The organism is Pseudomonas lundensis, from assembly GCF_002269125.1.
GTDB classification, from domain to species: Bacteria; Pseudomonadota; Gammaproteobacteria; order Pseudomonadales; family Pseudomonadaceae; genus Aquipseudomonas; species Aquipseudomonas lundensis_A.
The window spans coordinates 1-21003 of the sequence record NZ_NQKI01000038.1 but is presented as its reverse complement, the minus strand read 5'-3'; the positions used below and the strand labels follow the sequence as shown (position 1 = coordinate 21003).

General features: G+C 58.5%; 14 protein-coding genes and 1 pseudogene. 8 read left to right on the top strand and 7 right to left on the bottom strand.

Translation table 11 applies throughout. The features are described from left to right. Window positions 1–49 precede the first annotated feature (49 nt). Window positions 50–979 (bottom strand): AraC family transcriptional regulator, encoded by a 930-nt coding sequence (locus CJF39_RS19035; RefSeq protein WP_094994832.1) that lies wholly within the window; start codon window positions 977–979, stop codon window positions 50–52. A gap of 319 nt (window positions 980–1298) precedes the next feature. On the opposite strand from CJF39_RS19035, the gene CJF39_RS19030 reads away from it, so the two are divergent. Both CJF39_RS19030 and CJF39_RS19025 read left to right on the top strand, forming a co-directional pair. Then, on the top strand, window positions 1299–1628 hold the full coding sequence (locus tag CJF39_RS19030) for an antibiotic biosynthesis monooxygenase family protein (protein WP_094994831.1): 330 nt from the start codon (window positions 1299–1301) through the stop codon (window positions 1626–1628). A 41-nt stretch (window positions 1629–1669) separates the two neighbouring features. After that, window positions 1670–1903, top strand: coding sequence for a hypothetical protein (locus CJF39_RS19025; protein ID WP_094994830.1), 234 nt, complete (start codon window positions 1670–1672; stop codon window positions 1901–1903). Here the strand turns inward: CJF39_RS19025 and CJF39_RS19020 are convergent, their stop codons facing one another. Both CJF39_RS19020 and CJF39_RS19015 read right to left on the bottom strand, forming a co-directional pair. Continuing rightward, window positions 1904–2524, bottom strand: coding sequence for a flavin reductase family protein (locus CJF39_RS19020; RefSeq protein WP_094994829.1), 621 nt, complete (start codon window positions 2522–2524; stop codon window positions 1904–1906). 136 nt (window positions 2525–2660) lie between these two features. Continuing rightward, window positions 2661–2957, bottom strand: a complete 297-nt coding sequence (locus CJF39_RS19015) for a hypothetical protein (RefSeq protein ID WP_094994828.1) — start codon at window positions 2955–2957, stop codon at window positions 2661–2663. Window positions 2958–3329: 372 nt separating this feature from the next. Here CJF39_RS19015 and CJF39_RS19010 point away from each other — a divergent pair, with 372 nt between their 5' ends. Next, window positions 3330–4085 carry a COG4705 family protein gene (locus CJF39_RS19010; protein WP_094994827.1) on the top strand — a complete coding sequence of 252 codons (756 nt, stop codon included), beginning with the start codon at window positions 3330–3332 and terminating at the stop codon, window positions 4083–4085. A gap of 51 nt (window positions 4086–4136) precedes the next feature. Here the strand turns inward: CJF39_RS19010 and CJF39_RS19005 are convergent, their stop codons facing one another. The 3 genes from CJF39_RS19005 to CJF39_RS18995 form a co-directional block, all read right to left on the bottom strand. Then, complete coding sequence (locus CJF39_RS19005; RefSeq protein ID WP_047274233.1) at window positions 4137–5459, bottom strand: MFS transporter; 1323 nt, start codon at window positions 5457–5459, stop codon at window positions 4137–4139. A 216-nt stretch (window positions 5460–5675) separates the two neighbouring features. After that, window positions 5676–7010 (bottom strand): sigma-54-dependent transcriptional regulator, encoded by a 1335-nt coding sequence (locus CJF39_RS19000; protein WP_094994826.1) that lies wholly within the window; start codon window positions 7008–7010, stop codon window positions 5676–5678. Window positions 7011–7013: 3 nt separating this feature from the next. Further along, complete coding sequence (locus tag CJF39_RS18995; protein WP_094994825.1) at window positions 7014–8768, bottom strand: ATP-binding protein; 1755 nt, start codon at window positions 8766–8768, stop codon at window positions 7014–7016. 227 nt (window positions 8769–8995) lie between these two features. On the opposite strand from CJF39_RS18995, the gene CJF39_RS18990 reads away from it, so the two are divergent. Then, window positions 8996–15553: an NEL-type E3 ubiquitin ligase domain-containing protein gene (locus CJF39_RS18990; RefSeq protein ID WP_094994824.1), complete on the top strand. Its 6558-nt coding sequence runs from the start codon at window positions 8996–8998 to the stop codon at window positions 15551–15553. Between the two features lie 75 nt (window positions 15554–15628). Here CJF39_RS18990 and CJF39_RS18985 read toward each other — a convergent pair whose 3' ends face one another. Continuing rightward, complete coding sequence (locus CJF39_RS18985; RefSeq protein WP_094994853.1) at window positions 15629–16354, bottom strand: 4'-phosphopantetheinyl transferase family protein; 726 nt, start codon at window positions 16352–16354, stop codon at window positions 15629–15631. 144 nt (window positions 16355–16498) lie between these two features. Here CJF39_RS18985 and CJF39_RS18980 point away from each other — a divergent pair, with 144 nt between their 5' ends. The 4 genes and pseudogenes from CJF39_RS18980 to CJF39_RS22880 form a co-directional block, all read left to right on the top strand. Further along, window positions 16499–17176 (top strand): response regulator, encoded by a 678-nt coding sequence (locus tag CJF39_RS18980; protein ID WP_094994823.1) that lies wholly within the window; start codon window positions 16499–16501, stop codon window positions 17174–17176. Continuing rightward, on the top strand, window positions 17173–18519 hold the full coding sequence (locus CJF39_RS18975) for an ATP-binding protein (protein ID WP_094994822.1): 1347 nt from the start codon (window positions 17173–17175) through the stop codon (window positions 18517–18519). The genes CJF39_RS18980 and CJF39_RS18975 overlap by 4 nt, the downstream gene beginning before the upstream one ends. A 286-nt stretch (window positions 18520–18805) precedes the next feature. Continuing rightward, complete coding sequence (locus tag CJF39_RS18970) at window positions 18806–20140, top strand: dicarboxylate/amino acid:cation symporter (protein ID WP_094994821.1); 1335 nt, start codon at window positions 18806–18808, stop codon at window positions 20138–20140. A gap of 787 nt (window positions 20141–20927) precedes the next feature. Next, window positions 20928–21003, top strand: a pseudogene (locus tag CJF39_RS22880) (Hcp family type VI secretion system effector); the annotation flags it as partial.

The window sequence follows — 21003 nt, the reverse complement described above, 5'->3', positions numbered from 1 at the left end:
GCCGACGGTGATCGGCATCGACGCGAATCAGTGGCAGCGAACGATGGCCCTATAGGCTCATGCGCAAGCGCGCCAGATCCCGCACCGGCGGCGCGCCAAATTGACGGCTGTACTCGCGGCTGAACTGCGATGGGCTTTCATACCCCACGCGATATCCTGCCGCCGACGCGTCGAGCCCTTCGCAGAGCATCAGGCGCCGGGCCTCGTTGAGGCGCAGCTGCTTCTGGTATTGCAGCGGGCTCATGGCGGTCATGGCTTTGAAACGGTGGTGCAGGGTCGACACGCTCAGGTTGGCTTCACGGGCCAGGTCGTCAATGCGCAACGGTTGCTGGAAATTGCCGTTGAGCCATGAGATCGCACGGCTCACCCGGTGGGTTTGACTGTTTTCGGTAGCAATTTCGTACAGTCGGTAGCCCAAAGGACTGCGCAGCAAGCGGTACAAGATCTCGCGTCGAATCAGCGGCGCGAGCATGGCGATATCGCGGGGCGAGTCCAGCAATCGGGTCAGGCGCAGCAGGGCATCGAGCATGACTTGATCGATGGGTTCGACATACACCCCGCGCCCGGCAGGCCGCGACGGCACGCCAATCGGCCCGGCCTCGCTGATCAGGGTGGAGATTTCCATCGGATCAATATCCAGGCGCAACGCCAGCACCGGACGTTCCGGGGATATTTCCACCACACGGCCACTGATCGGCATTGACACCGACACCACCAGATAATGAAGCGGATCGTAGGCGAAATATTCATCTGCCAGGCGCACCTCCTTGCGCCCTTGGGCGAGGATGCACAGGGCCGGTTGCGGCAAGCTTGGGGAGAAGTCGCTGGACTCGCTGTAACGCGACATGAACAGCGCGTCGACCCCCGTGGCGCAGGTGCCGTCTTCGCGGGTGTGGCGATAAATGAGGTCAGCCAGTTCTACGCGTTTTTCTTCCAGCGCGGCATCGAGTGCGGCCATGGGCGGTTGCAGCGTTGACATGGGGGCGTGTCCTCGTGGCGGCGGCGATGGGGCCATAGCTTAGATTTGTGCAAGCCCAAGGGGTAGCTGATTTCTGCCGCAGCCTTGCCTGATCCTGTCGCGGCCTTCACGGCGGGCGACGAAAGCGTTGTAAACAAGGCGCGGGTTTGCTTGAAACCGCTATACCTGACGCGGTTGCGCAGGATGGCGTGAGGCGGTTGGAACGCTAAGGTTATGCAGAATCGTGCAAGGCCGGGGCAGGAATCGACTAACCGTGCGGCACAGACCCACCGTAAGCTTTGAGCCTCCCCTCACGCCCCTCAGATTTTTGGAGGTCACCATGCCCCAGTCCACTGTTGCCAGTCACACGACCTGGGTTCGTGCCCACGCAGGTTGTTCGGCCCGCGTCGAGGCCTGCCTGAGCCAACTGATTGAGCCCACGCTGCAGATGCCTGGCTGCCTGCACGTTGCGTTGCAGCAATCGCGCAGCGAACCGTTGCTTTGGCATGTCGCAGGGTATTGGCAGGATGAGGCGTCGATGTTGGCGTACTTTAAGTCCCCGCTGATGGAGGTCTACAGCGTGCTGGTGCACACCCGGGTGATCGACCGTCTCGATTTCCAGAGCGGCTGTGACGAGGTCTGGAGCCGTGTGCAGAAACGCGCCGGGTAAGCGGGTAGAATGCCGCCTTTTCACAGGCCGGAATTACACACATGGCGCGTAAAGCATTTGAAAAATTTGAGGCGGTATCGGCGGTGGTGCCTGTAGAACCGGGGGTTTACCACGCAGCGATTGCGGTCAAAGCCTTGTATGAAGGTGGAGCCCCTCGCTTTCACAAAATCTTGCTCGAGCAGACCTTTACCACCGCGACCGCGGCCGATGCCGCCGCCGAGCAACAACTTGCAGCCCTGCAGGGCGTCAATGAAGACGCCGAGCTGGTTTGGTAATCAGGTTGGGCGGTGCATTTTGAACAGGGCTTCGGCGCCTAACTGGAAGTAATCTGCCGGGCCGCCACCACGCAAAATCGGTTCGGCGGCGGCGGTGTCATAGATCCCGTCTTTGAGCAGGTGTTTGGCGATATGCACCGCCACCACCTCGCCGAGAATCAGCCAGCTCGGGACCAATTGCTGGTCGGCGCGTTGCAGTTGCACGATCTGCGTCACTTTGCATTCAAACGACACCGGCGTTTGCGCCACGCGCGGCACGCTCACCACCCGTGAAGCAGCGGTGCTCAGGCCTGCCAATTCAAACTCATTGACGTCGGGCCCGACCATCGCACAGCTCTGGTTCATGGCTTCGGCCAGTGGGCGCGTGGCCAGGTTCCAGACGAATTCACCGGTTTGCTCAATGTTGTTGAGGCTGTCTTTGCGCCCCACGCTGCAAAACCCGATGATCGGAGGAATGTAATTAAAGGCGTTGAAGAAGCTGTAGGGCGCCAGATTGAGACGACCTTCGGCGTCCTGCGATGAAATCCAGCCAATCGGACGCGGCCCGACAATGGCATTGAACGGATCGTGGGGCAGGCCGTGGCCTTTGGAGGGTTCGTAGAAATGGATATCGTCAGGCATCACAAGCATCCGCAAACGACTGAGTTAGAGAGCCCCTATAGTGCTAGGCATTGGCCTCAATGACAAAGCTTGAATCCATTCTCGGGCGTCCCTTTTCAGGGACGCGCCTCGTGCGCTCGTCATCGGCGAGCGCTGATCAACTAAAGCGCGCGCCTTGAGTGCGGTCATAACCATCTTCGGCAAAGCTGGCGGAGTGGGTACGGTCATAGCCATCTGCGGCAAACGTGGCCGAACCGGTGCGGCTGTAACCGTCCTCAGCAAAGCTTGAGGAGTGGGTGCGGTCGTAGCCATCTGCTGCAACAGCGGCCGAGCCGGTGCGGCTGTAGCCGTCTTCAGCAAAGCTCGAAGAGTGGGTACGGTCGTAACCGTCTGCTGCAAACGCATTCAAAGCCAGTACAGAGAGGGTGGTGGCGAGGATCATTCGGGTTTTCATGGTTGTGCTCCTTGTTGCGTGTCTGGGTTGTTGTGTTTCGATAGGTTCAGATTACTCCCATCAAATAGATTAAAAAGCGCAAAAAATAGCGCTTAAATATCTATTTGTTAGATGTATTTGGGCGTTCCTCGAGAATGTCGAGCGCGGCTTCAGGGTCGATTAACCCAAGGCGCCTCAATCATCGGAGCAGAGCTGAATGTAGGAAGGAGTGTGTCGCGTGGGAATTAACTGACAATTAATACGTTTAATTCTTATTTGTGGATGCCTTTTTCATTTGCGCATTACCTATTTTTCACGGGCTGCCGCTCAGGCTTCTCCGGGCATAAAAAGCAGACTCAATAATTGCTTTGTCCCCCTGGAGCGTTGACCCGAATGAATAAACTTCCACAGATCACCCTCGCGTTCTGGGTGATGAAAATCTGCGCCACCACGTTGGGCGAAACCGCCGGTGACTTGCTGTCGATGACCTTGAATGTGGGGTATGCCGTCAGTTCAATGCTGTTGCTCAGTGTGTTTGTCCTGACCTTGCTGACTCAGTTGTTCTCCAAAACCTACAACCCTGTGCTGTATTGGCTGGTGATTCTGTCCACCAGCACGGCAGGCACCACCCTGTCCGACTTCATGGACCGCACATTGGGCCTGGGCTACGCCTCGGGGTCATTGATCCTGGTGTCGATCCTGGTGGCGATTTTTGCGTTGTGGAAATGGAGTGGTGAGTCCCTCAACGTCAACAACGTGCAGACGCCACGGGGTGAGTTGTTCTACTGGATGGCGATTTTGCTCTCCAACACGTTGGGCACTGCATTGGGCGATTACTTGGCAGACGATTCCGGGCTGGGATTTGCGGGCGGAGCGCTGTTTATCGGTGCAACCATCGGGCTGGTGGTACTGGCACGCTACTTCACCCGTATCTCTTCGGTGGTGCTGTTTTGGGTGGCGTTCGTGTTGACGCGGCCGTTCGGCGCGACGTTGGGCGACTTCCTGACCAAACCCCATGAAAAGGGCGGTCTCGATTTCGGTACAGTCGGATCATCGTTGGTGTTGGCGGGGATTTTGGTGGCAATGATTGCCGGTGCTGCCTACGCGAAAAACCGACAAACCCGGCCTGCGGTGGCCGAGTTGTCTTGACCTGAACTCCCCTTGCAGGCGCGCACGTGCGCCTGCAAGGGGGAACAGCTTTTAGTCGGTCTCGATCCGCGAGTGTTTACGCGTGTCTTTCATGGTGGCGTAAACGAACAGCGAGCAAGCGATACAGGCGGTGACGTACCAGTAATAGCCGGTCTCCATGCCCGCGCTTTTGAACCACAGCGCGATGTATTCAGCGGTGCCGCCGAAGATCGACACGGTCAGTGCGTACGGCAGGCCGACGCCTAATGCGCGAATTTCAGTCGGGAACAGTTCCGCTTTCACCACGGCGTTGATCGAGGTGTAGCCACTGACGATGATCAGCGCGGCCATGATCAGGAAGAACGCGCCCCACCAGGTGGTGATGGTGTGCAGCGTGGTCAGGATCGGCACAGTAAACAGGGTGCCCAATACACCGAATGCGATCAGGATCGGACGGCGCCCGACTTTATCCGAGAGCCCGCCTACCAGTGGTTGCAGGCACATGAACAGGAACAGCGTAGCGGCTGAAATAGTGGTGGAGTCGGAGATGCTCATGCCCACCGTGTTCACCAGGTATTTCTGCATGTACGTGGTGTAGGTGTAGAACGCCAGTGTGCCGCCCATGGTCAGGCCAACCACGGTCATCAGCTCTTTTGGGTGACGCAGCAAGGTGCGCATGGCGCTTTCTTTGGGCTTGACCTTGACCTTGTTGAACGACTCGGTCTCTTCCATGCCGCGACGCAAGAACAACGCAACCACCGCACACAGAGCGCCGATCACGAACGGGATGCGCCAGCCCCAGCTGTACAGTTGCTCTTCAGTCAGGGTTTGTTGCAGCACGATCAAAACGCCCAGCGCGATGAGCTGGCCCGAGATCAGGGTCACGTACTGGAAGCTGGAGAAGAAGCCGCGACGTTCCTTGGTGGCCATCTCGCTGAGGTAAGTGGCCGAGGTGCCGTATTCACCACCCACCGACAACCCTTGCAGCAAGCGGGCGAACACCAGCAGGATCGGCGCGCCGACGCCAATGGTTTCATAACCCGGGGACAGGGCGATGATCAGCGAGCCGAAACACATCAGCAGCACCGAGGCCATCAACGCGGCTTTACGGCCTTTGCGGTCCGCGTACAGGCCCATCAGCCAGCCGCCGATCGGGCGCATCAGGAAGCCCACGGCAAAAATCGCGGCGGTGTTGAGCAATTGAGCGGTGGTGTCACCTTTCGGGAAAAACGCCTTGGCGAAGTACAGCGAAAAGGCGGCGTACACGTACCAGTCGTACCACTCGACCATGTTGCCGACGGAACCGCTGAAAATGGATTTGATACGGCTGGAGGTGGTCTTTTCTTTCGGGGTCGCAGGAACCGACCCGGCAGGCAAGGTGCTGGAGTTATCCATTAACTGGATCCTTCTTTTTTTGGTTTTGTTATAGCGCGTCAAAACGCGTGCTTACCGGGACGTAGCAGGAGTTGTGCCAAGATGTAAAGACCCGGTTTACAAGGGCGAAACCCAAGCGGGTGAGCGGAATCTCGCTCAAAACCCAAACGTGATAAGCGGAAATCCGCCTATCGGTGGACGCCTTGGCGCCGCGCTGTTCGAAGCATGTGCAGCGGGTTAGTCGGTGTTTAAGAATGCTTCGCGCACCAGCCCATGACGCTGCATTTTTTCGTTCAGGGTGCGACGCGGCAGTTGCAACTCGGCCATCACCGCTTTGATATCGCCTTTGTGTCGACTCAGCGCGGCGCGCAGGCATTGCGCTTCAAAGGCTTCCTGTTGGGCCACTAACGAGTGGCCGATATCGGGGGCATCCCATTGCGGTTCGCCCAGCCCCAATACCCGCCGTTCCGCTACGTTGGCCAGCTCGCGCACGTTCCCCGGCCAGTCGTGGCTGAGCAAGCAGGTTAACTGCGCGCCACTGAGGGGTTGCACGCTGCGGCCCAGGCGCTCGCCTGCACTGTGGGAGAAAAACGCATACAACAAGGGAATGTCTTCGCGGCGTTCGCGCAAGGGCGGCAGCCGCAACTCGGCCACGGTCAGGCGGTAAGCCAAATCTTCGCGAAAGCGTCCGGCCCGAGCTTCTTCGAGCAGGTCGGGTTTGGTGGCAGCGATGATCCGTAAATCCACCTCAATGCTTTGGTTGGAGCCCAGGCGTTCAAGTTTTTGCTCTTGCAACACCCGCAGCAGTTTCGCTTGTTGGGCCAGTGGCATGCTTTCGATTTCATCGAGGAACAACGTGCCGCCGTCGGCGTATTCCAGCTTGCCGATGCGTTTGCCCTGGGCGCCGGTAAAAGCGCCGCTTTCGTGGCCAAACAGTTCGGCTTCGAACAGTTGCTCGGGGATGGCTGCACAGTTGAGTGCCACAAAGGGCTGGGCGGCACGCGGCCCGCAATCGTGCAGGCAGCGGGCCACTAGCTCTTTACCGCTGCCGGTTTCGCCGCGGATCAGGACGTTGACCGGCAACGGCGCCAACTCCATCACCTGCCTGCGCAAGGTCTGCAGGCTGCGGGACACGCCCAGCAAACGGCGGTCGAGCTGTTCGCGCACATCGACCTGTTCATGCAGGCGGCGGTTTTCCAGTACCAGACGACGTTTCTCCAGCGCGCGGCGCAAGCTGCTGAGCAGGGCTTCGGGGCTAAATGGTTTTTCGAGGAAGTCATACGCGCCTTCACGCATGGCCTCGACCGCCATGGGCACATCGCCATGCCCGGTCAGCAGGATCACCGGCAAGTCGGCATCCAGTTGTTGCAAGCGTTTGAGCAGGGCCAGCCCTCCCATGCCGGGCATGCGCACGTCGCTCACAATTACCCCGGCAAACTGCGCGGGCAAGTGATGCAGGCAATCTTCGGCACAACTGTAGAGTTGCACGTCAAAGCCGCTGAGGCTCAGCCATTGCTCAACTGCGGTTCGAATACTGGCCTCATCATCGACCACGATGACCGAATCAAGCATGTCTCAAGTGTCCTGTGCGATGGGCAACGTCAGTGTGAACAGTGCGCCATCGGCGTGGTTACACGCTGTCAGTCGACCGCCGAGTTCGTGAACGATTGCGTATGACACTGCCAGCCCCAACCCCAAACCGTCGCCCACGGGTTTAGTGGTGAAAAAAGGGTCGAAAATTTTACCCAGATGTTCGTCATCGATCCCGCCACCGCTGTCGCTGACGGTTAAATGCCATAACTGCTGATCGGCTTCGATACGGATCTCCAGGTGCTTGCGCGGTTTGTCGCGCATGGCGTCCAGCGCATTGCGCAGCAGGTTGATCATGACCTGCTCCAGACGAATTGCATCGCCGCGCACCCAGGCCGGACGACTCAGCCGGGTCTGCAGCTCAACCCCTTCGTCTTTCAGACGCGGCTCCACCAACTGCAAAGCCTGATCCACCACGCTGGCCAGATCCAGGCGCTCGCGCAGGCCGCTGGGGCTTTGTCGGGCGTAGGTTTTAAGGTGCCCGGTGAGCGCAGCCATGCGTGTCAGCATGTGCTCCAGAGGCGTAAGGGCTTTATACGCGTCTTCGATGCGGCCATGGTCGAGCAAAAGACGCAAGGTCGCCAACTGCATGCGCTGGGCAGTAAGCGGTTGATTGATCTCATGGGCCAGCGCCGCCGACATTTGCCCCAGCGCCGCGAGTTTGGCCGACTGCACCAGGCCATCTTGGGCGGTGCGCAAGTCCCGCGTGCGGGCTTCGACCAGTTGCTCAAGTTCTTCACGATTGCGTTGGCGCAAACGGCCAATGCGCCAGCGCTGGAACAGGAACAACCCCAGAAACACCAGCGTCAGCCATAAGCCGACGGCCGCCAGTGCTGCATTGCGTTCGTCGTCAGTGGCGGTGGGTGGTTTGCGTAACAAATGCAGGGTCCAGCCTTCGGCTTTCAGAGGCAATGTCCCCCACAGATAATCAGCCGGGCCGTCGGGACCTTCCACGCGGGTCAAGAAGCTGTTGTCTTCAAAGCTGCGCAGGGTGCGGGTCGGCATCAGGGTCAGGGGCTGTTTATCGTACTGTCGGGTCACGGTGATGCTGTCACGGTCACTGTCATTGAGCGTGCGCAGGTGGCGATAACGCCAGCCGGGTTGATTGGCGATAAACACGATGCCTCGTGCATCGCTGACCAGCAGGGTGTCGTTGCCCTGGCTCCATTCGCGCTCCAGTTCGGGAAACTCAAGTTTGACCACAATGGCGCCCAGAAAGCGTCCGTCGGCATCCGTGACGGCGCTGGACAAAAAGTAGCCCGGGATTCCGCTGGTCACGCCCACGGCATAAAACCGGCCGGTACCCTGACTGCGGGTCTGGCTGAAATAGGGGCGGAATCCGTAGTTATGGCCCACGTAACTGTTGGATGTGTTCCAGTTGCTGGCAGCCACCGCCAGCCCGGTGCTGTCGAGCAGTTCCAGCGTGGACGATTGCGCGGCACCGTTGATGCGTTCCAGCTTGCGATTGAGCAGGTCTTGCACGTCTGGGGTGACGTGCCCTGCCAGCGCGGCAATCAGCTCCGGGTCTTGCGCCAGCACGGCGGGCAGGGCGCGGTAACGTTCGATCAGGGTGTGCAGCGAATTGGCATACAAGCTCAGTTGCTCGGGCCCGCGCCGGGCGCTTTCTTCCAATGCATGTTGCCTGGCCTGCTGCATGGCCCAGCCGCCGGCAACCACCGCCCCGGCCAGAATCAATACGGTATACAGCGCCAAACGCAGATAACGGGACGTCACGGGCATAGTGGCAATACGCTCGATTATGGGGCGCAAACCATAGCATGCGGGGCTGTCGGGTCAGTAATGGCGTTTGTGCAAAGGCGCACAAAGCATGACGCAGGTCTATGTCCGGCCGGGGTAATACCCACGCGTGGTTGCATTCGTCAGCGCCTGCGCGGCATTAAATAACTACCGCATGCCACGCTTTGATCCTGTTTAGGGTGCGCTTTTCATTCACGGAAATACCAGACATGCGTTTTTTCTCGAAAGTGCCTGAGCGCGCACCCACATTGCTGTCGGGCAAGCAATGGGCGCAGCAGCAAGCGCTGGCCTTTATGGCGGCTAACATGCAGACCCACTTCGCCGGGTTCGACAAGGCGCAGATCAAACACTACATCGCCTTGCAGCGTGAGGCCCAAGCATCGATCAAGGCTGCCGAAACCGAAAATGCCCGCTTCAGGGAGGCGTTCAAATCCGCTCAGATGGCCCGGTTGAAAGACGCACTGAAAACCCTGACCGGTGATGATGTCGACCCGGAACAGGCCAGAATCTACACCCGCTACCTGGAAACCAAAGAAGGCCGCACCCCCCTGGACCTGCTGAGTGAGTGGCTTGAACCCGCGCCGAAACAGCTGGAGAACCCGCGCAGGTGGCGCCGTGCCCTGGACGAGTCCAAGTTCGTTGAACACGTGCGTTCAATGACGTTGTGGGAAGCCGCTTGTGCCAATTTCGGTTTCACTACCGACTCGATCTTTCTCAAGCCGTTCAGCTTCGTCGAGGCCAGCTTTATCCGTTATGGACCCGCCCGCAAGGCCATGGATGTCAGGGGCTTTATCGCCATTGTGCGTAACCTCGACATGGGCTCGGCATTAGCCCACAGCCTTTTAGACGCTGCGGGGCCTGAAGGCGTATTGAATACGTTGTTGGTTCAAAGTGTCAGGGCCCGTTTTGAGTTTGAGGTGCTCGAGGCCTATCGAAATATGGCGGTCAGTGGGGTCACACGCGTGGCTTACCACCGGTTGCTCAACGTGTTCAATGATGAAATAGCGTGTGAAATTCACCCGGTTTCCATGGCGCGCTCGGCACGAGGGCTGTTTGAACATCGCATGACCATGCCCCTGCTGGTGTTGCATTTCGAAGGCGAAACCGGCGTGTACAGCTATTTCCCGAACCGGCCGGGCGGGGCGCTGCTCTACCATCCGTCAGGGACCGATTTCAAAGCGCATTTTCGGCAGCAACTCAAACAAAGCCATAAGGCAAAGAACCTCGGGTGGTTCGCCGGCCAACTGCCGTTGCCTGCCTTGGGCAGCTTTCAGAAGCTGTTGAGTGATGAACCTCGTCCTGCGGACTTGAGCTGGTTAGCCGGGGCGTTATATGACGGTTTCCATTTAGCGTTCCCGGAGCCCACGCTGGACTCCCTGGTCTTTGACGTTGAGCCGGTGGCGTATCCCCGCCAGAAGCTGGTCGAGGTGTTGAGCCGGTATCAGGTCAACCGTTACACCACCAACCTCAACCTGCTGGCTACCACTCGCTCCGAGGCCGATTGGCAGGCGCTGAAGGAGGCCATGCTGGCTATAGGCCAAGAAGTATTGAGCTTGCTGACGACCCCGGTGCCAGGCGGGGTGACAGGGCTGAATCGGGTGATGCAAGGGGTGGTGTTTGGCTCGCTTGGCTACAGCGTCGTCAAAGGTGTGATCGACGCGAGCCAAGGAGAATCCAGCGAATTCGCCAGTGCTTTGGCCGACACGGCTGATCTGTTACTTAGCGGATGGCTGATCGGACTGGGCGGTAACCTTCATCGCCAGCGCATGAATACGTTGTGGCAACAGTTAGGGGAACCGCGAAAAGTCACGTTTGCTGACGGCAAAACTGAACTGTGGCGCCCCGGTCTGGAGCCCTATACGCAGGTGCAAGCCAGTACGCTGGATAGCCTGACGCCCACAATTGAAGGGATTTACGAGATCAACGACAGGCTGTACGTCAAGGTCTACGAGGGCGACCTGCACCGCGCTGCCGAAATCGTCTACGACCCGGTTGGCAAGCATTACGTGCTCAATACCGCGGATGCCCACGCGTACCGGCCAGCGGTGAAGTTCGATCCGGCCAAGCAGATGTGGCGGCTGGTATTGGACGATGTCGATACCCTCAGTGACGCGCAAATGGTGCAACGCATGCTGCCCTTTGACGCGACGCGCGTCCCGCTCCCGGAAATCGAGCTGATGCTGCGCATTACCGCCACCACGCGTTTGCAACTGGAAGCCGTCTGGCAGGGGCACCCCATGCCGGGGCCTTTGGCGGACGGGGTGCGCCGGTTACGAGTTGAACAGCAGATCAACCACATTATCGAGGTGCTGCCCTTGCGCGCAGAAATGCCCGCCCATGCCGAACCCGCCGTGTTCGCCCTGCTCACCCGGTTGCCACACTGGCCCGCGGATACCGTGCTCAATGTGTTTGATCAGCACGGTGAAAACATGACGTCTTACGGACCGGACGTGCGCCCCGGCCAGGACGTGCACACCATTCAAATCAAACGGCTGGACACGGGCCGTTACGTTGCCCGCGATGATGTGACGCAAGGGGCGGCCAGTGCCGAGCACCTGTTCACATTGATAGTGGATCAGTTGCCAGATGATTCCGTGCTGGGCCGCGAGCACAACCCCGCAGCCGGCAAAATCAGCCGCATTGCCACTATCCGTGAACAGATCGCCCAATTGGCCAAGACGGAACACGCCTTGTTATTTCAGGCGTTAACCGTGCTTGAAGGCCATCAGCGTTCAGACCCGGTGGCCAGCCGCAACCCGGCCAATCAGTTCCTGCCGCGCGTGTGCCCACCTTTTACGACGAGGGCTTCGGCGCTGGTGGCCAAATTACATGGCCTCAATCCCGCGCTGTCCGTTGAGTGCATTGAACAATTGCTGACGCAGCACCCGTTCACTGCCAGTCAGCCCGCTCAAGCGCTGCAGAGCAATCTTCAGCCCATTCCGTTTTCCGAGGCAGCCGATCGCCTCAAAGTAAAGCTGCGTATCGATCAGGCGCTCGACGGGATTTATCACGCCCGCGCCTTTAACCCCGATATAGATCAATGGACCCGTGAATTTGCCAGAGGCTTGCTCAACGACAAACTGGACCGCCATCTGGCGATTACCGAGTATGGCGACCCGCAGAACATCAAACCGTTTATCCCTCTGGGGCCAGACGATACGGCGGTGGAATTGCGCCATTACGGAAACGGTGTCTACGAGGCGTATGACTATCGTAACGGCGGTGTCATCCCGGTGCCTGCTACCCGTGACAGCTTTTACCTGGCGCTGGCGTCGGTTTTACAGCCCCATGAGCGCACGATTCTGGGCATGAGCCATGCGACAGATGCCGAGGGGCTGCGCAAGACCCTGGGGGATGCGATGTCTGCCATGCGACAACCGGCGGGTGAAGTCCGCCTGTGGGACAACTCGGCCAGTCAATTTGTGCAGGACGTGCGGCTGCCCCGCGACCTGAAGGCTGACAGCTTGGGGCTGTACGACCTGAACGGTAAAAAGTACCTGCCGCTTTACGGCTCGGTGTTTCACGTCGAACGCGACCCGGTGCGGCCTAAGTGGCGAATGAAGCACCCCTCCAAGGTCGGGGTCGATGCCCCGGTTCTGGAGCACAACTATGACGGGGCATGGCGGGCCAGCACGGAAAATCCCTTGCAATGGCAAGGGCTGACGCTTTTGCGCCGCTTGCGCGCCGCCCCTGTGTCGTTTGAAGACGCGGTGGGCAAACAGATCCTGCAGGTCAGTCATACGGACGAAGGGGTATTGCGTCAGGTGCACATGAATAATCGGGTAGCTCCGCCGTTGTTGATGGACACCTGGAAACGCTTTGAAATCGAGGCCGAGATTCAGCGCTTCGTCAATTCCATGCAAGAGCACTATTCCCTGCGCACGGCCCGTGCTGACATTCAGCTGTTATTGTTGCAAAGCCTGCCGGGCTGGCCTCGCGATAAAGTCCTGCAAGTGGTGGATGCGCAGGGCAATACCCTGGCCGAGTACGGGGCTGATCTGAGCAGCGAGCTTCCCCGGGTCAGGCTTTCGCGTGAAGAGGCCAGTAATGGCAGCTTGCTGCGAGCGTTGCTGATGCGACTGGACCGGTCGCAGACTCAACAGTTGCTCGGCGAGTACGACCCGATCATTGAGCAGCGCATGCTGGCCCTGGCCAAAAAAATTGGCGCCCATGCCCAGGCGCGTATGCCGGAACTGTTCAAGTCGCTCTACGAAAAAGAGGAGAAAAGCGCTGACCCACATGTGCACGTGTTGCACAAAGGCGCCGATCAACTGCCCCTCAGTGTTATCAAACACCTGCTCAGCCACGCCACCGGCCATGAGAAGACCGAATACCTGGACAAAGGCGATATCGCCCCGCGACTCTCGGAACACATGCTCGCGTCCGCACGTGAGGTGCGCCTGACCCGCGCCTATGAAGGCCTGTACCTGGAGGCCACGGCCACTCCGGACAGTGAAAAGCTCACGTTGCATATGCTGCAAGCTTTGCCTGGCTGGCCTGCGAACGTGGCAATCGAAGTGCGCAGCCAGACAGTCGACGGAGAGAGGCTGGACAGTATCGGTACGGCCGAGCCCGGTCGTTATCGCTTGCTGGTTAAAGAGGAACACGGCTACCGGGCATATTCGCCCGAGGGCCAGCCTTTAAACAGTGTGCCTGAAACGGGCAATAACCTGTTGTCTTCCATCCTGCATGTGCTGAGCGACGAGGAACGCAGTGCGCTCGGGCTTGAGGGGGTTCACGACAACCGGACGCTGGCGGCAAAAATCAGCGAACGGGCTTTTGCCCACCGCGCAAGTGTCAAAACCTTGTTGGGGCTGGACACTGACAAGCCGTGGATGGAACCCGCGATCAAGGTCGATGCCTCGTTTATGGCTTATCCCGTGTACCCGCCTTCCGGGCAAGGGGCGCATTCCAACGATTTGATCCGCAAGACCGTCCTTCTTTATCCCAGGCTAAGTGGCGAAGAGATCAATGGATTTCTGAATGGATTGGGCGAAAACGAGGCCGCTCGGCACCGGGAACTTGAGCGCTTGCGGGTTGAGTATCAGACCACCCGTGAGCAGCTGGAGGCCTGGGCAGCCCAGTCAGTGGTCGCCCAAGGTGCCGACCATGCAGTGCCCAACCCCGAACGCCGCGACATCATGCAGCGGATTTTAAGTGCATGGCGCAAAGAAACCGACAGGGCGTATTCAGACGATGGCCAGTTCCTGGGCTACAGCCTGGACCTTTCCAACCTTCCCGTCGGTGACTTGCCTGCGCTGAGCGGAGATTTCAGTCACGTCGGGGCGTTGTCCATGGACGGCATGCGGCTGTTCAATGGCTCGAATGAGTTTTTGAGTCGTTTTACCGGGCTGCGTTGGCTTTCGATGGCCAACAACCTCTTGCGAACCCTTCCCGCCGCTGCATTGGACCTGACCGGGCTGACGAAACTTAACCTGAGTGGAAATCGCATCGAATTGACGCCTGAGAGTGTGCAAAAACTCAGCGCACTGACCTCGCTCAGGGTGTTGAACCTTAATTTCAACCTCATCGGACAGAGCGCTTTACCGCTGCCGGGGTTCGCGCCGGTGCCCGACGTCACGCACATGAGAGAACTGCGCCAATTGCACCTGCGCGGCAATCAAATGATGGTGTGGCCAACGGGGTTGCTCGGCCTGACAAACATTGAAACGGTGCGCCTGGACTTCAATATGATCACCGTCATCCCGCAAGCGGTGTTCGATGTGCCGGACGCCAGCCCGGTCAACCGCAATACTCACTTGCACGGCAATCCGTTAAACGGCGAAACCCGTGAGCGCATGGCTGAGTATCAGAGGCGTTCAGGCTTGAATTTTGGCGTGCTCCTGCGTCGCAGGCCGGTCGAGGTGCGCGATGACCCGGTGCAGGACGTGGCAGCCTGGTTATCGCGTGACCTGCCACGCAGCGAACGAACCCGCCGAACGCGGCAATGGAACTTGCTTCAACGCGAAGGCCGGGTGGCGGAGGACTTTTTCCGCCTGATCCGCGACATGACCGGGTCCAAGGACTATATGACGTCATCTACCCGGCAGCAGATTCAAGACCGGGTATGGGAGATGATCGACCTGATGCTCGAATCCACGGCACTGCGCCGGGACGTTTTTAACGAAATAAACATGGAAGTGACCTGTGCCGACGGCGTCATGGTCATCTTCGGCAACCTCGAAGTGTTGACCCGGGTCCACAAGGTCGAGCGCACCAGCAATGAGCAAACCATTGCCGCGAACTTGTTAAAACTGGCCAAAGGCATGTTCCGGATGCGTCAGGTGGACCAGCTTGCGAACCAGGACATCAGGGAACGCTACCAGGCAGGTGGCCACCCGGACGATGCAGAAATCCAGCTGTTTTATCGTGTTCACCTGGCCGAAGAGCTCGATCTGCCGACACAAACCCGTGGCATGCACCATGAACAAATTGCCGGGGTCACGCCGTCCAAACTGGACGATGCCAAACACTACATCTTGAGCCTGGAGGCCACGCCTGCGCTGCAATATTCCATCACCCGTGAAAAATTTTGGCGCAGGTTTCTCAAGCGGCAATATGCGCAGCGCTTTACTGCCATTCGCGACGAGTACGATAAAAAATGCGATGCCTTATCCAGCCAAAGCGAACGCCTGGGCGAACAGGAATACATCAGGCTGGGGGAGGCGGCGGCTGAGCACAAACAGGCCCGAGAAGCATTGTTTGATGAGTTGACGCGCTTTGAGCAAGCGGCAGCCAACCGCGAACTGGAAAGCACGACCTTCTGACCGTTACCGCGCACGTGATAATCACCACCGCCCTGACGCCGTCCTGTCAGGACGGAGGTGTGGCAGAGCCGCCGATCAGGCCTTGATGGCAATTGCACTCAGCAACTGACCTTCCCACACTGCAAATTGCCCTTCGATTTCTTTCCCGTGGTGCCACTGCGCCGACAGTTCAGTGAGCAGGCGCAGGCGTGCATGGCCGTCTTTGCTCCAACTGAGGAGCTCGGCATGCTCAAAGTAAAAGCGTTTTTGCACCAGCGGAAACAGCGCCTTGAACAGGCTTTCCTTGAGTGAAAACGTCAACGTGACGAGGAGGGCGAGATCCTCGGCGCAGCCTGCGGCCATGCGCTGCAGCTCATCCGGGGTCAGGATTTCTTTGGCCAGACGCCGGGCGCGCTCGTCACTGAGCAGGTTCTCAAGGTCGATGCCTAACCCTTGCCATTCACTTTTGAGTGCCACCAGCGCGGCGGCCCGGCCGTTGCTGTGGGTGATGGTCCCCGCGATGTGGTCGGGCCACACCGGGGCGCGGTCTTCACCGATGCCGGGCGTAGCGAGGGTGCCATCCAGCTGCAGCACGGCCGCACGCGCGCACAGGCGTCCGGCGAGAAATTCGGTTTGGCGTTTGGCAACAGAGCGTTGAATACTGGCGGGCATTTCGATTGCACTGCACCCAAAGTCGTCAATCGACAGTTGAGCAGGCGTGAAATCGGTACTGCACCATGCACTGCCGGGCAGCGCGTGAGGCAAGGGCCAGTCGGCACGCAACGGGGTGCAGCAGGCGGGCAGGGCGGGGAGTCGAGTCATGCTGCGCATTTTGCCGGGTCCGCGCCGTGCTGGGTAGTCGCTTGAAACGGTTGGGCTATTGTTCAGAGTGTGTTCAGGGCCGCAACGATAGAGTGGCCACGTGTTTAACGCCTTTGGAGGCGCGATCAGGCTTGGGAGAGCGCGATGAAATTGCTGGTGGTTGAAGATGAGGCGCTGTTGCGTCATCACTTGCAAACCCGCCTCAGGGAAGGGGGGCATGTGGTCGAGGCAGTGGCCAATGCCGAGGAAGCGCTGTACCAGGCCGGGCAGTTCAACTACGACCTGGCGATGATTGACCTGGGGCTGCCGGGGCTCGGCGGGCTTGAGCTGATTCGCGAGTTGCGCCAGCGTGGCAAGACGTTCCCGATCCTGATTCTGACGGCCCGCGGCAATTGGCAAGACAAGGTCGAAGGGCTGGCCGCAGGCGCTGACGACTATGTGGTCAAGCCGTTCCAGTTCGAAGAGCTGGAAGCACGCTTGAATGCCTTGTTGCGCCGTTCCAGCGGTTTTACCCAGTCCACCATCGTGGCGGGCGAACTGGTGCTCGACATCAATCGCAAGCAGGCGGTGCTGGAGGGCGAACCACTGGCGCTCACGGCCTATGAATACCGGATTCTGGAATACCTGATGCGCCATCACCAGCAGGTGGTGGCCAAGGACCGACTGATGGAACAGCTGTACCCGGATGACGAGGAGCGTGATCCGAATGTGATCGAGGTGCTGGTCGGGCGCTTGCGACGCAAGTTGGAGGGGGCAAACGGCTTTAAGCCAATCGATACGGTGCGCGGCATGGGGTATCTGTTTACTGAGCGCTGCCGATGATTCGTTCGCTGCGCGTTCGACTGATGCTCGCGGCCACCTTGCTGGCCGTGCTGTTCATGCTGGCGCTGTTACCGGCTATGCAAGGTGCATTCAGTCTGGCGCTCAAGGGCGCCATCGAGCAGCGTTTGGCATCGGATGTAAACACCTTGATTTCGGCGGCACGGGTCGAAAAAAATCACCTAAAAATGCCGGCCTTGCTGCCGGATGAACAATTCAACCTGCCGGACAGTCGCCTGCTCGGCTACATCTATGACCGAGAGGGCCGCCTGGTGTGGCGCTCGCGGGCCACTCAAGAAGAATCCATCAACTACAAGCCGCGCTACGACGGGCGCGGTAACGAGTTCGCAAGTATTCGTGAGGACAGCGGCGAAGAGTTCTTCGTCTATGACGTGGAGGTCAAGCTGCTCGGCGGCAAAAGCGCGGCCTTCAGCTTCGTGGCGTTGCAGCCCATGCGCGAATACAACATCACCCTCGCCGGGTTGCGTGAAAATCTTTACCTGGGATTTGGCGCGGCGTTAGTCGTGTTGCTGGCGCTGCTATGGATTGGATTGACGTGGGGGTTGCGTGCCTTGCGACGTTTAAGTCAGGAACTGGACCAGATCGAAGCTGGCGAGCGTGACAGCCTCAGCGAGCAGCACCCCCGTGAGTTGCTGCGCTTGACCGGCTCCTTGAACCGCTTGCTGCAAAGTGAGCGTGAACAGCGCACCCGCTACCGCGACTCGCTGGATGATCTGGCGCACAGCCTGAAAACCCCGCTGGCGGTGTTGCAGGGCGTCAGTGAAAGCATGGCCCAGCGCCCGCAAGACCGCGAGCAGGCGTGGGTGCTACAAACCCAGATCGAACGCATGAACCAGCAAATCAGCTACCAGTTGCAGCGTGCCAGCCTGCGCAAAAGTGGCCTGGTACGCCATCAGGTGGAACTGATTCCGGTGGTTGAAAGCCTGTGCAACACCCTGGACAAGGTCTACCGCGACAAGCGGGTCAAAGTCAGTTTCGACATTGCTCCCCTCAGTCATGTACCGATCGAGCAAAACGCATTGCTGGAATTGCTCGGCAACCTGCTCGAAAACGCCTACCGCCTGTGTTTGAGCCAAGTACGCATCAGCCTGCACCGCACGGCGGCCGGGATTGACGTGTGCGTGGAAGACGACGGCCCCGGCGTGCCTGCCGATCAACGGGCGCGCATCCTGCAACGCGGCGAACGCCTGGATCGCCAGCATCCGGGGCAGGGGATTGGCCTGGCGGTGGTCAAGGACATCATCGAAAGCTACGACGCGCAGCTGACCCTCGATGATTCGCCTTTGGGCGGCGCGGCATTCCGTATACGTTTTCCAGTCACGTGAAGCAGGCGGAAATCCGCCATCTCTTCCCATCGTTCCCGGCAAATGGGCGGAAACCCGCCAAAGTTGTCCTACAAAAAACTAACTTTAATTTCCTACAAGGCTATGTGCTATCGGGCTTTGAGCGTGTTTTGACAACGTTGGCCCGTGGCTTGCAATAAGTGCGAGAGGTCTGCCGATAGAGCAGCTCGACACAACAAATCCCTCCAAGTACAGGAGGGTTCGCGCTTTAGGCGTTGCCGGTCTCAGATGGAATGATGGCCGAGTGATGCACTTGAGGAACTTTGCAATGACGACTCGTCAGCCACTGTACAAATCCCTGTATGTGCAAGTGATCTTAGCGATCGCTATCGGTATCTTGTTGGGCCACTACTACCCGGAAACCGGTGTAGCACTCAAACCTTTGGGTGACGGCTTTATCAAACTGATCAAGATGGTCATTGCGCCGATCATTTTCTGTACGGTGGTGAGCGGTATCGCCGGTATGCAGAGCATGAAGTCGGTCGGCAAGACCGGCGGTTATGCGCTGCTCTACTTCGAAATCGTATCGACCATTGCCCTGTTGATCGGCCTGGTCGTGGTCAACGTGGTGCAGCCGGGCGCTGGCATGCACATCGACGCGTCTACGCTGGACGCCTCGAAAGTCGCGGCTTATGTGACCGCAGGCGCAGACCAAAGCATCGTCGGCTTCATCCTCAACGTGATCCCTTCCACCATCGTCGGCGCCTTCGCCAACGGTGACATCCTGCAAGTGCTGATGTTCTCGGTGCTGTTCGGATTCGCCCTGCATCGCCTGGGCGCCTACGGCAAGCCGGTGCTGGACTTCATCGACCGTTTCGCCCACGTGATGTTCAACATCATCAACATGATCATGAAGCTGGCCCCGTTGGGTGCACTGGGTGCCATGGCCTTCACCATCGGCGCCTATGGCGTGGGTTCGCTGGTGCAGTTGGGCCAGTTGATGATCTGTTTCTACATCACCTGCGTGCTGTTCGTGCTGGTGGTGCTGGGCGGTATCGCGCGCGCTCACGGTTTCAGCGTGATCAAGCTGATTCGCTACATCCGTGAAGAGCTGCTGATCGTACTGGGCACGTCTTCGTCCGAGTCCGCGCTGCCACGCATGCTGGTGAAAATGGAGCGTCTGGGCGCCAAGAAGTCAGTGGTTGGCCTGGTGATCCCGACCGGTTACTCGTTTAACCTCGACGGTACCTCGATCTACCTGACCATGGCTGCCGTGTTCATCGCGCAAGCCACCGACACGCACATGGACATCACGCACCAGATCACCCTGTTGTTGGTGCTGCTGCTGTCGTCCAAGGGCGCTGCGGGCGTGACCGGTAGTGGTTTTATCGTACTGGCCGCGACCTTGTCGGCGGTAGGCCACCTGCCGGTTGCCGGTCTGGCGCTGATTCTGGGTATTGACCGCTTCATGTCCGAAGCCCGGGCCTTGACCAACCTCGTAGGTAACGCTGTGGCGACCCTGGTGGTTGCCAAGTGGGTCAAAGAGCTGGACGAAGACAAACTGCAAGTTGAACTGGCTTCCGGCGGTCGTCCGCTGGAAGAAACACGTCCGGAAGACGACCTGGGTGTGGCTGAAGGCCCAACGCCCTCGTTGATGAAGTAATCCGCGACGCACTGAAAAACCCATCTTCGGATGGGTTTTTTTATGGTTGTCTGCGATTTGCTAAACCCCCACCTCAAGGTACTCGCTACCTTTCTCAGCGTGTCCATCCTGATAGTGTTTAGTCATCTTCGTGTCTGCGTGGCCCCTGAGCGCCTGGATGTATTCCAGCGGGACATTTAGCTGTTCGTACAGCCATGACCACCAAAGCGCGGATGCCGTAAAGACTGAACGCTCGCCGTTCGGAATAGGTTCGTACGCATTTACCTCGCCTCAGCTTATCTGAAGTTGTTGTTCCATGATTTTGCGAAGACTGAGATTCAGTGTTGTTTGCTTGATTTTTGCTCGCGTTTTTGCGCCTTAAGTTAGCAACGGGGTAGTAAGAATTTGCGAGGGTAAAAACCTGTTAAAAGAGGGCAAGTTTGCGCCCTGACTGACGTTCGAAATAGCCTCAAATCCAACGTCAAGAAAAACACCAACTGCGCAAGAAGTTGCGCACTCAAGTGTGGATAACCGTGTGGATACATTACCACATGACATATAAACCGTGATCTGTAGAGGAGTGCGCAAGAAGTTGCACAGCACTGCGCAACTTATTGCGCACTTTTTAGTGCTTTTTGTTTAAAAAATAATCAACCAAATTCCTTACTTGATGTAACTCCTTGTTTTTAAATGGCTTGATAAAAGTTGGCATGAACTTTGGTTACTCCATTCAGCACTTGACCGGCATTTAGGCCTTTCAAGTCCTTATTTTTCAGCAAGGAGAGCATCAATGGCGACGCCAGCGTAAATGGCGACGCCAGCGTACATGTCCATCACCGGCACCAAACAGGGCCTGATTACTGCCGGTGCATTCACCGCGGATT

What these genes read in the sequence shown, in the direction of transcription:
- CJF39_RS19035 (WP_094994832.1), bottom strand. Translation starts at nt 979, where the DNA reads ATGTCAACGCTGCAACCGCCCATGGCCGCACTCGATGCCGCGCTGGAA.
- CJF39_RS19030 (WP_094994831.1), top strand. Translation starts at nt 1,299, where the DNA reads ATGCCCCAGTCCACTGTTGCCAGTCACACGACCTGGGTTCGTGCCCAC.
- CJF39_RS19025 (WP_094994830.1), top strand. Translation starts at nt 1,670, where the DNA reads ATGGCGCGTAAAGCATTTGAAAAATTTGAGGCGGTATCGGCGGTGGTG.
- CJF39_RS19020 (WP_094994829.1), bottom strand. Translation starts at nt 2,524, where the DNA reads ATGCCTGACGATATCCATTTCTACGAACCCTCCAAAGGCCACGGCCTG.
- CJF39_RS19015 (WP_094994828.1), bottom strand. Translation starts at nt 2,957, where the DNA reads ATGAAAACCCGAATGATCCTCGCCACCACCCTCTCTGTACTGGCTTTG.
- CJF39_RS19010 (WP_094994827.1), top strand. Translation starts at nt 3,330, where the DNA reads ATGAATAAACTTCCACAGATCACCCTCGCGTTCTGGGTGATGAAAATC.
- CJF39_RS19005 (WP_047274233.1), bottom strand. Translation starts at nt 5,459, where the DNA reads ATGGATAACTCCAGCACCTTGCCTGCCGGGTCGGTTCCTGCGACCCCG.
- CJF39_RS19000 (WP_094994826.1), bottom strand. Translation starts at nt 7,010, where the DNA reads ATGCTTGATTCGGTCATCGTGGTCGATGATGAGGCCAGTATTCGAACC.
- CJF39_RS18995 (WP_094994825.1), bottom strand. Translation starts at nt 8,768, where the DNA reads ATGCCCGTGACGTCCCGTTATCTGCGTTTGGCGCTGTATACCGTATTG.
- CJF39_RS18990 (WP_094994824.1), top strand. Translation starts at nt 8,996, where the DNA reads ATGCGTTTTTTCTCGAAAGTGCCTGAGCGCGCACCCACATTGCTGTCG.
- CJF39_RS18985 (WP_094994853.1), bottom strand. Translation starts at nt 16,354, where the DNA reads ATGACTCGACTCCCCGCCCTGCCCGCCTGCTGCACCCCGTTGCGTGCC.
- CJF39_RS18980 (WP_094994823.1), top strand. Translation starts at nt 16,499, where the DNA reads ATGAAATTGCTGGTGGTTGAAGATGAGGCGCTGTTGCGTCATCACTTG.
- CJF39_RS18975 (WP_094994822.1), top strand. Translation starts at nt 17,173, where the DNA reads ATGATTCGTTCGCTGCGCGTTCGACTGATGCTCGCGGCCACCTTGCTG.
- CJF39_RS18970 (WP_094994821.1), top strand. Translation starts at nt 18,806, where the DNA reads ATGACGACTCGTCAGCCACTGTACAAATCCCTGTATGTGCAAGTGATC.